14 protein-coding genes are annotated in these 13378 nt (G+C 69.5%); 5 read left to right on the forward strand and 9 right to left on the reverse strand.

What is annotated here, in order from left to right; all coding sequences use genetic code 11:
- Positions 1 to 210 precede the first annotated feature (210 nt).
- Positions 211 to 1755: an IMP dehydrogenase gene (guaB, locus tag ACFVVM_RS28215; RefSeq protein ID WP_387624370.1), complete on the reverse strand. Its 1545-nt coding sequence runs from the start codon at positions 1753 to 1755 to the stop codon at positions 211 to 213.
- 218 nt (positions 1756 to 1973) lie between these two features.
- On the opposite strand from guaB, the gene ACFVVM_RS28220 reads away from it, so the two are divergent.
- Positions 1974 to 2387, forward strand: a complete 414-nt coding sequence (locus ACFVVM_RS28220; protein WP_011207424.1) for a DUF5319 domain-containing protein — start codon at positions 1974 to 1976, stop codon at positions 2385 to 2387.
- 144 nt (positions 2388 to 2531) lie between these two features.
- On the opposite strand, the gene ACFVVM_RS28225 is transcribed toward ACFVVM_RS28220, so the two are convergent.
- The 3 genes from ACFVVM_RS28225 to ACFVVM_RS28235 all read right to left on the reverse strand — a co-directional run bounded on the left by ACFVVM_RS28225 (position 2532) and on the right by ACFVVM_RS28235 (position 5200).
- The gene (locus ACFVVM_RS28225; RefSeq protein WP_387624372.1) at positions 2532 to 3521 is read right to left on the reverse strand and encodes an anti-sigma-D factor RsdA; all 990 of its coding nucleotides are present in this window, start codon (positions 3519 to 3521) and stop codon (positions 2532 to 2534) included.
- 109 nt (positions 3522 to 3630) lie between these two features.
- Complete coding sequence (locus ACFVVM_RS28230; protein ID WP_071926515.1) at positions 3631 to 4209, reverse strand: sigma-70 family RNA polymerase sigma factor; 579 nt, start codon at positions 4207 to 4209, stop codon at positions 3631 to 3633.
- Between the two features lie 157 nt (positions 4210 to 4366).
- Positions 4367 to 5200 (reverse strand): hypothetical protein, encoded by an 834-nt coding sequence (locus tag ACFVVM_RS28235; protein WP_387624375.1) that lies wholly within the window; start codon positions 5198 to 5200, stop codon positions 4367 to 4369.
- Positions 5201 to 5823: 623 nt separating this feature from the next.
- Here ACFVVM_RS28235 and ACFVVM_RS28240 point away from each other — a divergent pair.
- The 3 genes from ACFVVM_RS28240 to ACFVVM_RS28250 all read left to right on the forward strand — a co-directional run bounded on the left by ACFVVM_RS28240 (position 5824) and on the right by ACFVVM_RS28250 (position 7113).
- Positions 5824 to 6117, forward strand: coding sequence for a WhiB family transcriptional regulator (locus tag ACFVVM_RS28240; RefSeq protein WP_022567299.1), 294 nt, complete (start codon positions 5824 to 5826; stop codon positions 6115 to 6117).
- A gap of 125 nt (positions 6118 to 6242) precedes the next feature.
- Positions 6243 to 6860 carry a sigma-70 family RNA polymerase sigma factor gene (locus ACFVVM_RS28245; RefSeq protein ID WP_387624378.1) on the forward strand — a complete coding sequence of 206 codons (618 nt, stop codon included), beginning with the start codon at positions 6243 to 6245 and terminating at the stop codon, positions 6858 to 6860.
- Position 6861: 1 nt separating this feature from the next.
- The gene (locus tag ACFVVM_RS28250) at positions 6862 to 7113 is read left to right on the forward strand and encodes a hypothetical protein (protein WP_387624381.1); all 252 of its coding nucleotides are present in this window, start codon (positions 6862 to 6864) and stop codon (positions 7111 to 7113) included.
- Positions 7114 to 7169: 56 nt separating this feature from the next.
- On the opposite strand, the gene groL is transcribed toward ACFVVM_RS28250, so the two are convergent.
- Positions 7170 to 8780, reverse strand: coding sequence for a chaperonin GroEL (gene groL, locus ACFVVM_RS28255; RefSeq protein WP_387624383.1), 1611 nt, complete (start codon positions 8778 to 8780; stop codon positions 7170 to 7172).
- An 84-nt stretch (positions 8781 to 8864) separates the two neighbouring features.
- The gene (groES, locus tag ACFVVM_RS28260) at positions 8865 to 9167 is read right to left on the reverse strand and encodes a co-chaperone GroES (RefSeq protein WP_336085243.1); all 303 of its coding nucleotides are present in this window, start codon (positions 9165 to 9167) and stop codon (positions 8865 to 8867) included.
- 363 nt (positions 9168 to 9530) lie between these two features.
- On the opposite strand from groES, the gene ACFVVM_RS28265 reads away from it, so the two are divergent.
- On the forward strand, positions 9531 to 11030 hold the full coding sequence (locus ACFVVM_RS28265) for an Hsp70 family protein (protein ID WP_387624386.1): 1500 nt from the start codon (positions 9531 to 9533) through the stop codon (positions 11028 to 11030).
- A 20-nt stretch (positions 11031 to 11050) separates the two neighbouring features.
- Here ACFVVM_RS28265 and tsaD read toward each other — a convergent pair whose 3' ends face one another.
- The 3 genes from tsaD to tsaB are packed head-to-tail and all read right to left on the reverse strand — an operon-like array spanning position 11051 to position 13363.
- Complete coding sequence (tsaD, locus tag ACFVVM_RS28270) at positions 11051 to 12097, reverse strand: tRNA (adenosine(37)-N6)-threonylcarbamoyltransferase complex transferase subunit TsaD (protein WP_387625046.1); 1047 nt, start codon at positions 12095 to 12097, stop codon at positions 11051 to 11053.
- A 49-nt stretch (positions 12098 to 12146) separates the two neighbouring features.
- Positions 12147 to 12641 (reverse strand): ribosomal protein S18-alanine N-acetyltransferase, encoded by a 495-nt coding sequence (gene rimI, locus ACFVVM_RS28275; RefSeq protein WP_387625048.1) that lies wholly within the window; start codon positions 12639 to 12641, stop codon positions 12147 to 12149.
- Positions 12642 to 12670: 29 nt separating this feature from the next.
- Positions 12671 to 13363: a tRNA (adenosine(37)-N6)-threonylcarbamoyltransferase complex dimerization subunit type 1 TsaB gene (gene tsaB, locus ACFVVM_RS28280; RefSeq protein ID WP_387624388.1), complete on the reverse strand. Its 693-nt coding sequence runs from the start codon at positions 13361 to 13363 to the stop codon at positions 12671 to 12673.
- Between the last annotated feature and the right edge of the window lie 15 nt (positions 13364 to 13378).

Genomic DNA, 13378 nt, shown 5'->3' on the forward strand with positions numbered 1-13378 from the left:
CCGGTCAGGCACCGCGGCTTGCTCCTCCGTCGCCTACGCCGCGGCGCCTGACCGGCGACCCGGCCGCGAACCGCCGCTGCGCGGCGGGCCCCTCCTCGAGGTCGGGGCGTGCGTGGCTGGGAGTGCGGTAGGCGGCGGACTCGGAGCCTGCCTGCATTGCCCATGTGCGCCGGGAGCGTACCTCCCGGCGCACAAACGCATCTATTGTACTCAGCCGCGTCCGGTGTAGTTCGGGGCCTCGACCGTCATGGTGATGTCGTGCGGGTGGCTCTCCTTGAGGCCCGCCGCGGTGATCTGCACGAACTGGGCGCCCTGGAGGTGCTCGATGTTCTGCGAACCCGTGTAGCCCATCGCGGCGCGCAGGCCGCCGACGAGCTGGTGGATCACCTGGTTGACCGGACCGCGGAACGGGACGCGGCCCTCGATCCCCTCGGGGACGAGCTTGTCCTCGGCGAGCACGTCGTCCTGGAAGTAGCGGTCCTTGGAGTAGGACTTGGCCTGGCCGCGGCCCTGCATGGCACCGAGCGAGCCCATGCCGCGGTAGCTCTTGAACTGCTTGCCGTTGACCAGGATCAGGTCACCGGGTGCCTCGGCGGTGCCCGCGAGCAGCGAGCCGAGCATCACGGTGGAGGCGCCCGCGGCGATGGCCTTGGCGACGTCACCGGAGTACTGCACGCCACCGTCGGCGATCACCGGCACCCCGGCGGGGTGGCACGCGGCGACGGCCTCGAGGATCGCGGTGATCTGCGGCGCGCCGACACCGGCGACCACGCGGGTGGTACAGATGGAGCCGGGACCGACACCCACCTTGACAGCGTCCACGCCCGCCTCGACGAGCGCCGCGGCGCCCGCGCGGGTGGCGACATTGCCGCCGACGATCTGGATGCGGTCGCCCACCTCGGCCTTGACCTTGGCGACCATCTGCAGCACCTGCGACTGATGCCCGTGCGCGGTGTCGACGATCAGCACGTCGACCCCGGCGTCGGCCAGCGTCATCGCCCGCGACCACGAATCCTCGCCGACACCGATCGCGGCACCGACCAGCAGGCGGCCGTCGCGGTCCTTGGTGGCATTGGGGTACTGATCGGTCTTGACGAAGTCCTTGACCGTGATCAGGCCGCGCAGCCTGCCGTTGCCGTCCACGATCGGCAGCTTCTCGATCTTGTGCCGACGCAGCAGGCCCAGCGCGGCCTCGGCGGTGACGCCCTCACGCGCGGTGATCAGCGGTGCCTTGGTCATCACCTCGTCGACGCGACGGTCCTGGTCGACCTCGAAGCGCATGTCGCGGTTGGTGATGATGCCCACCAGCGAACCGGTCTCGTCCACTACCGGCAGACCCGAGATCCGGAAGCGGGCGCACATCGCGTCGACCTCGGCGAGGGTATCGGTGGGACGACAGGTGACCGGGTCGGTCACCATGCCCGCCTCCGAGCGCTTCACGGTCTCCACCTGGGCGGCCTGATCGGCGGCGGCGAGGTTGCGATGCAGCACGCCCATGCCGCCCGCCCGCGCCATGGCGATGGCCATGCGCGCCTCGGTGACGGTGTCCATGGCCGAACTCACCAGCGGCGTGCGCAGGGTGATCTCCCTGGTGAGCCTGCTCGAGGTCTCGACGGAACTGGGGATGAGATCCGAGGCGGCAGGCAGCAACAGCACGTCGTCGAACGTGAGGCCGAGCATGGCGATCTTGGTCGGATCGTCGCCACCCGTAGGAGGGCGCACCGCGATTCGTTCGCCCGACACGGGATTACTCATTCGGATCGACCCCTCCTGGTCGTCGGTAGCAACCGACGCCGAAAGATGCAGCGCGACGGTGCTGAGCGGAAAAGATTGATGGTCGGTGAGAACAAGCTCGCCGACGCCTGCATTCCATGGTATCCGGCGGCGATGCGGGCCTGTGAAGTGAGCCCTTCGGCAAAACTTGCCCGGTGCATCGCTGGCGCAGACCACCTAGTACTGCGTACCGTGGGGATGTGCGTGACCATCTACCACCTGGCCTGCCGCCGGATCCCTTCGCCGGAGACCCCTCCGACCCGTCTGCCGCGCTCGATGCGATCGAGCCCGGTGAGCCGCTGGATCCTCATGAGCGCCTCGCGGTCGAGGAAGATCTCGCCGACCTCGCCGTCTACGAAGCCCTGCTGGCCCATCGCGGGATCCGCGGGCTCGTCGTCAGCTGTGAGGATTGTCGGCAAGATCACTACCACGACTGGGACATGCTACGAGCGAACCTGCTCCAGCTACTCGTCGACGGCACCGTCCGTCCGCACGAGCCCGCCTACGATCCGACGCCCGAGGCGTACGTCACCTGGGACTACTGCCGCGGCTACGCGGACGCCTCGATGAACGAGGCGTTCCACGGCGACGGATTCGACGGCTTCGACAGCTGAGCCCACCGGCTCGGTGCGCTCCACCCGCCACGTCACGCATGCGCGGGTGAGATCGCACGGCCGAAAAACCCGAGCACTACCGAGCAGCAACGACGAAGGCCCCGAACCGATCCGGTTCGGGGCCTTCGTCGTTGCTTCGAAAGATCAGGGGGTCGGCACGCCGGGGGCGGGCAGGAGGGTCGGCGGTACGGGCAGGGTCGGGGGCACCGTCGGCAGCTGCTGCGACGTCGGCACCACCGTCGGCACAGTGACGACCGGCGGCGGCTCGACGATGGTCGTCGGCGCCGGCGCGGTCGGCTTCACTGTGACCGGCGGCGGTGTCGTCGGCGCGGGGGTGACCGGCGGACCGGTCGGTTCCTCGGTCGGCGGCACGACCGGCTTGGTCTCCGGGCCCGGCGTCTGCATGATCACCGGCGGTTCCGAGGTCGAGCCGTCCGGGGAGGTCGGCGCGGTGGGATCGGAGGTCCGCGGGTCCGGTCCGGGAACCGGCGCCTGCGAGGGCGCGGCCGGATCGGGCTTGGGCTCGGTGGGCTTGCCCGGCTCCGGGCTGGGCGACGGCAGATGCGTGCCCAGTTCGGGCGCGACCCGGACCAGCTCGTCACGCAGCAGGTTCCAGCGTGCGACCAGGTCTTCCCGCTTGTCCGAGTCGTTGACCTGGCTGGCGGTGGCCGAGGCCTTCTCCAGCCGGATCCGTGCCTGCTCGTTGTCGCCGGCGGCGATCAGGTTCTGCGCGGCGACCAGATCGTCGTCGGCATGCTGCACGACCGTCGACTGGGCCTGTTCGCTGAACACGACCTCCTTGACCCGCCACAGCGGATCGCCGGGTGCCGCACTGTAGGAGAACGCCGTGATACCGCCGAACACCACGGCCAATGCCGCGGCGGCCCCGAGAATGGGGCGGACCAGCCGGAGACGTCCGCGCGAGGAAGCGCCGACGCGAACCTGCCGGGCGCCGATCTCCTGATTGACCGCCGCGAACACGGTGTCCAGATCAGGACCCGCGGGCATCGGCTCGGCCAACAGGTCGGCCCGCCAATCCGCGAGCAGCGACGCCAGCTGGAACTCCTCGGGGCTGTCGGTACGCACCGGTCCGTCGCTCGCGATCGCGTCGATCAGCGCGTCATCTCTGCGCACCGCCGCAATGTCGACCGGACCGGAATCACCGGCATCCTCGGCGGCTGAGGGACCGCTGTCGTGCGACCCACGCCAAACCTTCCGGTCGCCTCGACCGCGCTCGCCATCCCTAGCCATACATTTCACCTGCCCTCGCCACTTGTGACTTCAGTTTCGCGAGTGCCCTGTGCTGGGCTACTCGTATCGCCCCCGCCGTGCTGCCCACGGCGACTGCGGTTTCCTCTGCTGACAGACCCATGACCAGACGCAGGATCAGGATTTCCCGATGTTTCTCGGGGAGCGTGGCCAGCAGAGTGTTCATCTGCCTGCTCGTCTCCGAGTCGAGAGCTCGCTGCTCCGGTCCCTGGTCGGTGGATATGACATCTGGTACTTCGGCCATCGCCTCCGCCTTGTTACGGGCGGCGTTGCGATGGGCGTCGGCGACCTTGTGCGAAGCGATCCCGTAGACGAAGGCCATGAAGGGCCGACCCTGATCCTGATAGCGGGGCAGGGCGGTCATCACAGCCAAACAGACCTCTTGCGCAACGTCGTCCGCGGAGAGCTGCCCGCGCTCCGCGGCCCCGATCCTGGCTCGGCAGTAGCGGACTACCAACGGCCGGATCAGTTCCAGTACCCGGGCTAAAGCGGTCCTGTCGCCCTGCGCAGCCGCAGCGACGGCGAGGTCCAACTCTTCGCCCATATGCGTCATCGTCAGAGATTTTCCTGGCGTTACGAGTGGCGCGGTCAGATGTGACCGAGCTTCCACCGATGTGGCGGAACGGCACTAACAATAGCGACCCGTCGAACGACCGCCAGCGACCCTGCACCCTTCTGTGCGAGCTCTCAGGAAGATCACCCGCGACGAGTCACGCACGGGGGCCGAGGAAATCCCCGCCCCACGCCTGGATTCGCGCGGCATGATCAGCCGCTTCCCCGCCGGCGGCCGCCGCCTCGGCGGGCGTGGCGACGCCGGCGCGCAGCATCGCGGTGGCCCAGCGCAGTGGGAGCAGCGCGTGCTCGCGGCAGTCGGAATCGACCTGACTAGCGAGTTCGGCCGAGGCGGCGGTGTCGCCGGTGGCCGCGGTGGCGGCCGCGACGAGCAGAGCCGACTTCACCTGATGGCGCACCGACGGCAGGGCCGCGGCGAGCTCGACGGCGCTACGCGCGTCGCGCAGCGCGGCGGTCGCGGCGCCGCCGGCGAGCGCGGTCTCGGCGCGCACCCAGTGCCAGCGCACCTCGGCGCGGGGAGGCGCTTCGGACAGCAGTGGTTCGACCCTGGCGAGCAGCCGGTGGGCCAGGGCGAGGCGGCCGGTGCCGAGCGCGTCGGCGGCAAGCCCCGTTAACGCGTCGGCGAGTGCCTCGGCGCGTGCCGGGCCGGTGGCCGCGAGCGCGGTCGCCGCGGCGCGACCGTCGAAGGCCGCGGCGGCGGTGTGGCCGCCGAGTTGGCGCAACAGCGATCCGCGCGTGCTCTCGACCAGCGAGCGCAGGGCGGGATCGATCCGGGTTCGGGCGAGTACGTCCAGGTCCGCCCGTGCGGCGGCGTAGCGGCCCTGGCCGCCGAGGGCGACCGCGCGATGCCACCGTGCCAACGGACCGGTCGGCTCGGGCAACTCCGCAGCGGCCAGGCCGGGCGTGGCGCCGAACGCTGTCGAAACGAGTATTTCGGAACCGATATCCGCGGGTGAAGCCGTTGTCTGCACGGCGAGACTCTAGCCGTCACCGGCCCCCGCGGTTCCCGTGATATATGCCGGCGACCCCCGCGTCAGCAACCGGGCAGCTTTTCTTTCGGGCGCCGATGTTGCCATCAGGTAAATCTCCGACCGGGGATGCGCCGGGGGCAAACTCTCGAATTCACATGCGTTTCGCGCAATTAACCTTCGCGCCCCGATTCCGCCATCTCGGCACCGTCCGCTCGCGGCGGTCGTTGTGATCCAGCACACTGCGCGACGCGCGAGCCGACCAGGCCGAATGCGGCGACCGATGGCGCGACCTGGGAAAACACCGGATGCTCGGGACAGCGGAGCGAACCCGATCCATAGCCAACCGGATAGTATGAACGGATCGGGCGTGAAATGTAAACAGTGCGCAGGTTAAATTTCAGCGTTGCAGATTTGCGGAACCCATGCGCCGAACTATTGACGGAAATTCCCGCGTGCACCTAACGTAGCTCATCGCCACGGTCGGCGCCGCGCGAAATTGCAGCGACCATCCGCACGGCACAGTCAGGCACCGTCGAGCCGGTCACCTCAGCGAGGTGACGCGAAGACCTGCCGCACCACGTCGCTCGACAACGCTGACGAGCTCGCACCACTAGGAGTTCACCATGCCCATGCCCACCCACCTCCCCGGTCCGAACGCCGACGTCTGGGATTGGCAGATGCGTGGCTCGTGCCGCGGTCAGGACTCCGCCGTCTTCTTCCATCCCGACGGCGAGCGTGGCCGCGCCCGCACCGCACGCGAGATGCGCGCCAAGGAGATCTGCCGGGCCTGCCCCGTGCTCATGCAGTGCCGCACCCACGCCCTCAAGGTCAGTGAGCCCTACGGCATCTGGGGTGGCATGTCCGAGACCGAGCGCGAGATGCACGCCCGCCGCAACCGGCGGCGCATGGCCGTCTGACCTGCTCGGCAAATCCGTTCCCATCCGCCCGGCGTGGCGTGCCGAATCTCTAGCAAACAGCTGGCACGCGAAATAAGGCACCCCCGGCGGAGGGAGGTCATAGCCGCGGGCTACATTCGTGACCGATGACACAGAATGGGTTCCGAAGCGAAGCCTTCCCACCGAGCGTGGATTCTGCGGTTACCGCACGCGCGGCCGAAGGAGCCGAGCTCGCCGCATTACTCGAACGATGTGGCGAGTCCGATCAACAAGCCTTTGCCGAACTGTACGACCGGACGTCGGCGCGCGTCTTCGGCCTGGTCCTGCGGGTGCTCCACGACCCCGGGTACGCGGAGGAGACCACGCAAGAGGTCTATCTCCAGATCTGGCGCACCGCAACGAGTTTCGACCCCGCCAAGGGGTCGGCGGTGACCTGGCTGATGACGTTGGCGCACCGGCGAGCGGTCGACCGGGTTCGTGCCGAACAGGCCCACACCCAGCGCGAAGTCGCCTACGGGATCCGGGTTCTCGGCAACGAGTTCGACGAGGTCACCGAGGAGGTGGAACGCAGACTCGAACAGCAGGCCGTCCAGCGCGGGCTCTCGACATTGACCGAGACCCAACGCGAGGCCATCTCGCTCGCCTACTACGGCGGGCGCACCTACGCGGAGGTAGCTCAGCACCTCGGCATCGGTTTACCGACCGTCAAGTCCCGGATTCGGGACGGACTGACACGACTGAAGAAAAGTTTGGGGGTGACGTGAGATGAACGAAGCCCAGATCGATCTCGCGCACACCGTCGCGCTCGGATTGATCGACGACGAAGACCATCACGCGATCCAGACCATCATCGATACCGAAGACCCGACCCTCTGTACCGAGTTCCTGCGAGAGATCCGCGACACCCGCGGCACTCTCGCGCTGCTCTCGGAGATCACCGCCACCGCACCGCCGCCGTCCCTGCGCACTCGACTGCTGGCCGCCGTGGCCGCCGAAGAGCCCCCGGTCGCCAGCTAGGCACAACGAAAGGCCCCCAGATCCAACCGGATCCGGGGGCCTTCGTCGTGCGTCACTCAGTGCGCGTGACCGTGGTGGCCGTGGTCGTCTTCTTCCTCGACCGGCTTCTCCACGATGGCGCTCTCGGTGGTGAGGATCATCCGCGCGACCGAGGCGGCGTTCACCACGGCGGAGCGGGTCACCTTGACCGGGTCGACGACACCGTCGGTGAGCAGGTCACCGTAGGTGAGGGTGGCGGCGTTGAAGCCCTCCTTGCCCTCGGAGACCTTGCTGACCACGACGGCCCCGTCGAGGCCGGCGTTGGTGGCGATCCAGAACAGCGGCGCCTCGAGGCCCTTGCGAACCACCTCGACACCGACGGCCTTGTCACCGGTCAGCGAGTCACGCAGCTCGACGAGCTCGCGCGCGGCCTGCACCAGCGCCGAACCGCCGCCGGGGACGATGCCCTCCTCGACCGCGGCCTTGGCCGCCGCCACCGCGTCGTCGACGCGGTACTTGCGCTCCTTGAGCGCGGTCTCGGTGGCCGCGCCGACCTTGATCACCGCGACGCCACCGGCCAGCTTCGCCAGGCGCTCCTCGAGCTTCTCGCGATCCCAGTCGGAGTCGGTGGCCTCGATCTCGCGACGCAGCTGCGCGCCACGGGCGGCGATGTCGGCCTCGGTGCCCGCACCGTCGATCAGGACGGTCTCGTCCTTGGTGACGACGACGCGCCGCGCCTGCCCGAGCTGCTCGACGGTGGCCTCGCGCAGGGTCACACCGAGATCGGGGTTGATCACGGTGCCACCGGTGACGACGGCCAGGTCGTCGAGGAACGCCTTGCGGCGGTCACCGAAGAACGGCGCCTTGACCGCGACGGCCTTGATCGTCTTGCGGATGGAGTTGACCACCAGGGTGGACAGTGCCTCGCCCTCGACGTCCTCGGCGATGATCAGCACGGCCTTGCCGGACTCGGCGATCTTCTCCAGCAGCGGCAGCAGATCGGGCAGCGAGCTGATCTTGTCGCGGTGCAGCAGGATGTAGGCATCCTCGAGCACGGCCTGCTGGGTCTCGGGGTCGCTGACGAAGTAGGGCGAGAGGTAGCCCTTGTCGAACTGCACGCCCTCGGTGATGACGAGTTCGGTCTGCGTGGTCGAGGACTCCTCGACGGTCACGACGCCGTCCTTGCCGACGGTGGTGAGCGCCTTGCCGACCATCTCACCGATTTCGGAGTCACGCGAGGAGACGGTGGCGACCTGGGCGATGGCCTTGTCGCCGGAGACGGGGGTGGCCGCGGCGAGCAGCGCCTCCGACACCTTCTCGGCGGCCAGCGCGATGCCCTGGCCGAGCGAGATCGGGTTGGCACCCGCGGCGACGTTCTTCAGGCCGCCGCGCACGAAGGCCTGGGCCAGCACGGTGGCGGTGGTGGTGCCGTCACCGGCGACGTCGTTGGTCTTGGTGGCGACGCTCTTGACGAGCTGGGCGCCGAGGTTCTCGAAGGGGTCCTCGAGGTCGATGTCACGCGCGATGGTGACACCGTCGTTGGTCACGGTCGGGCCACCGAAGGCCTTGGCCAGCACCACGTGGCGGCCACGGGGGCCGAGGGTCACCTTGACGGCGTCGGCCAGCTTGTCGACACCGCGTTCCAGAGCCCGGCGAGCCTTCTCGTCGAACTCGATCTGCTTGGGCATAGAGGATTCGCTCCTGTGTGTGAACGCACTCCGCCCCGGGTCGGTGAACGACGCCGGGGCGGAACGCTGGTGCGGCGTTTGGCCTTACTTGGTGACGACGGCCAGGATGTCGCGCGCCGAGAGGATGAGGTATTCCCCACCCTGGTACTTGATCTCGGTGCCGCCGTACTTGCTGTAGATGACGACGTCGCCTTCCTGGACATCCAGCGGGATCCGCTTGTCGCCGTCTTCGTCCCAGCGGCCGGGGCCGACCGCGACAACGGTGCCTTCCTGCGGCTTCTCCTTGGCAGTGTCCGGGATGACCAGGCCGGAGGCCGTCGTCGTCTCGGCCTCGTTGGCCTGGACGAGGATCTTGTCCTCGAGCGGCTTGATGTTCACGCTCGCCACGTTGAGCCCTCCACTTTCGGGAAAATTCGGTCGTCCGGAACTGTTGTCCCGGACCGGTTTTCGGTCAGCTTGCGACTCTGCGCACAGACCCCGTCGTCGCGGGTGCCGGACTCCGAGCTCAGTAGTCGACTTGGCACGAGCACAGCTGCACCGTGCCGACTAGCACTCTATACGCGAGAGTGCCAGCGCTCAAGGGCGGGCTCTGCCAATGTCGCGTTTTCGACACGCCCACACTGGCCAGTGATCTTCACATCCCTTGCCACAATCTGTAACGTTCGCATAACAGGCTGTGACACTATTTGCATATCGTTCCATTCGAGATGGTCGGCCGTCGTGGAACCATCCGCTCGAAGGGAGGTGAACATGCGAACATCCCTCGGCATCTCCGCCGGGAACGAGGTGGTGTGCTCAGCGCTGGTCACCACCGGTCCCGCCGGGGAGCGGGCCTTCGACTACCGGGTCGTGTCCGCCGATGCCGCCCATTCGGATCTGGGCGATCTCGTGTCGTCCTCGATCGAGTTGATGACCACCCAGCTGCCCGTCTCCCAGGCCGCCGGTTTCGGCGGCGAACCCCTCGGCCGGTACTCCTCGGCGCACCGCCGTGCCGAGTCGATCCGGTCACGGCCACCGACCAGCGTCGCCGTCGCCTACCGCGACAAGGAACAGGCGCAGGCCATTCGCGCGGCCACCACCCGCCACCGTGATCTGCAACTGGTCTCCGAGGGCACCGCGGCCCTGGCCTACTTACGCGAGACCGGACTGCTCGCCCGATACGCCACCGTCGCCGTGATCGACCTCGGCGCGACCGGACTCAGCGTCACCGTGGCCGACCACGCCGACGGCACCGTGCTGCACAGCGAACGCACGCCGAGCCTGAGCGGCAACGCCATCGACGAGCTGATCTATCACCATCTCGTCGACCTGCACTACGCCCGCCGCGGCACCAGGCCCAATCGCAGCACGCTGACCAATCGCGGCCGCGCCGCCAAGGAACACCTGTCGATCGCACCCGCGGTCACCATCGATCACGTGGCCGGGCAGCCGCTCAAGCTCACCCGCTCCGATTTCGAGGAGCTCATCGGCGGGCTGCTGCGCAACATCGCGCTGTTCTCCTCCTCGGTGTTCACCCGGGCGCCGAAGTACCCGGAGGCGGTCGCGGTGATCGGCGGCTGCGCCAACATCCCGTGCGTCATCGACACCCTCCGGTCCCGGCTCGACGTCGCGGTGCTCACCGTGCCCGATCCGGAGGCCGTGATCGCCAAGGGCGCCGCGCTGGTCGCCGACGCCGCCGCGCCCTCGGCGCTGCAGGCCGCCGCGCTGGCCGATTCGCCGAGCGGCACGTTCACCAAGGTGGCGGGCACGCTGGCGGGCGCGGTCGTGGTGGTGGGCCTGGTGATCGGCTACGGCGTGCAGGCCATCTCCCCCGACACCCCGGACGTGACCCCGGCGGGCACCAGCAGCACCGTGCGCCAGCCCTCGTTACCCGTGGTGCCGCCGCAGGCACCGTCTCCCGAGAACCGCGAGAGCAACGACCGTCCCGGCGTGAGCAACGTGCCGCCGGTCACCGAGGCGCCCGCCCCGACCACGGTCGACCCGACCACCACCCAGCAGCCGACCACGGCACCGCCGACCAGCCCGCCCGGCCCGACGGCCCCCTCGCTCCGCCCCGACCCGAACCTGCCGGCGATCCCCTACCCGGAATCGCCGCTCGGCCCGCTCAACAGCGGCTCCTCCGGCGGCCAGCAGCAGCGCCCGTCCACCCCGAACACCACCACCCCCACCCAGCGCCCCGCGCAGGGTGTTCTCCCGGTCCCGCCCGCGGCGAGCACGCCGGACGCGACACCACTCCCCCCGGCCGACTAGCACCTCGCCGGCGGCCCGCGCTAGCCGCGCAGCGCGCTCACCGACACCGGCAGCCCGGGATCGGTGGCCACCGTGAGCTCCGCCGGTTGCGCGCCCGCCGCGATGACGTGCGCGCCGAGGGCCGCGATCATCACGCCGTTGTCGGTGCACAGTCGCGGCTTGGGCACGCGCAGGGTCAAGCCCGCTGTCGCGCAGCGTTCTTCGGCGAGGGAGCGGATGCGGGAGTTGGCCGTGGCGCCGCCGCCGAGGACGATCGTGTCGACGCCGATGTCGGTGGCCGCGCGCACCGCCTTCATGGTGAGCACGTCGGCCACCGCCTCCTGGAAGGACGCGGCGATATCGGGGATGGGCAGCTGATCGGGCGTGATGCCCTGACGCTGCGCGGCCTCGACGTGGCGGGCGACGGCGGTCTTGAGGCCGGAGAAGGAGAAGTCGTAGCGGGCGTCGCGGGGGCCGGTCATGCCGCGCGGGAACGCGATCGCGCGCGGATCGCCCTCGGTCGCCGCGGCGTCGAGGGCGGGTCCGCCGGGGTAGCCGAGGCCGAGCAGCCGGGCGACCTTGTCGAAGGCCTCGCCCGCGGCGTCGTCGACGGTGGAGCCGAGTTCGGTGATCGGTTCGCCCAGGTCGGTGACCTGCAACAGGTGGGTGTGTCCGCCGGAGACCAGCAGCGCCACCGCGGGCGGCATCGGCCCGTGTTCGAGCGTGTCGACCGCGACGTGCCCACCGAGATGGTTGAGCGCGTAGAACGGCACGTCCCAGGCCGCCGCGTACGCCTTCGCCGCGGCCACACCGACCAGCAGCGCACCGGCCAGGCCGGGACCGATGGTGACGGCGAGCGCGTCGGGCTTGCTGATCCCGGCCGTGGCCAGGGCCCGGCGCATGGCGGGCACGATCGCCTCGAGATGCGCGCGCGAGGCGATCTCGGGGACCACGCCGCCGAAGCGCGCGTGCTGGTCGACGCTCGAGGCCACCTCGTCGGCGAGCAACTCGACCGAACCGTCCTCGTGCCTGCGCACGATGCCGACTCCGGTTTCGTCGCAGGAGCTTTCGATGCCCATGACGATCACAGCGATGCCTCGTTCCAGCTTCCGCACGCGGCGCAGTCGATGCCCACGGTCACGACAACACCTCGTCGGTTCGCCCGCGCGCCGCCCATTCGTCGGCCGCGGCGGTGAGTTCGGGGCGGCGCATGGTGTACGCGTCGGCGCCACTGGGGTGGTAGTAGTTCTTGCGCAGCCCGATGATGTGGAAGCCGTGCTTGGCGTAGAGCGCGATGGCGGGCGCGTTGTCGGTGCGGACCTCGAGGAACACCGGCCCGCCGCGTTCGGCCGCGGTCGCCAGCAGCGCCTCCAGCAGCAGGGTGCCGATCCCGCCACGATGGCAGTCCGGGTCGACGCCGATCGTGTGCACCTCGGCCTCGGGATGGGCGGCGTCGCCGAGCAGCGCGATACCCGCGTAGCCGACCATGACGCCGTGCTCGTCGCGCGCGGTGATGTAGCGGTTGTGCGCGCCTGCCAGCTCCGAGCGGAACGAGACCGCCTGCCACGGATCGTCCTCGGGGAACAGCAGGTGCTCGAGTTCGACGCAGCGGTCGATGTCGGGCGGGGTCATCGGTTCGATCCGGTAGTCGGCCACGGTGCTCACGCCCCGGTCCGGTCGAGGGTGCGGAAGCTGTTCTCGACGGCATCGGGCCTGCGCAGATACAGCGGCACCAGCGCCTCGGGCACGGTCCCGGCCAGCAGCGCGGGCGCGGCGACGGTCACCAGTCCGGCGGGCGAGGGCGTCTCGCTGGGCAGGACCGGCAGATCGAAGTAGTCCACGTGCGCGGCCGAGCCTGCGATCGCGGCGGCATCGCCCACCGGCACGTCGACCGGGGCGTTCACCTCGGGCCCGGCCACCCGCGCGCCGTTGAGGTACTTCGCCCAGTACACCTCGCGCCTGCGCGCGTCGGTGACGACCAGCAGTTCGCCGGGATCGCGCTGCTCACCCACGGTGTCGGCGGCGATGGCGTCCAGACTGCACACCCCGTGCACCGGCAGGCCGAGCGCGTCACCGAAGGCGGCGGCGGTGGCCATCCCGACGCGCAGGCCGGTGAACGGGCCGGGTCCGATCCCGACCACGACCGCGTCCAGTTCGTCGCGGCTCACCCCGGCTTCGGTCAGGCATTCCAGGATCTGCGGGGTGAGGACTTCGGCGTGGGCGCGGGCGTCGACCTTCACGCGGGCAGCGAGCGTCGCCACGGCGGGCCGGGCGCCGGCGTCGGCGGCAGGTGACAGGTGCACCAATCCCGCTGTAACGGCGGGTGTCGCGGTGTCGACTGCTAGTACGAGCATGATTGTCTCAACAAT

Source organism: Nocardia sp. NPDC058176, from assembly GCF_042883805.1.
Classification (GTDB): Bacteria; Actinomycetota; Actinomycetes; order Mycobacteriales; family Mycobacteriaceae; genus Nocardia.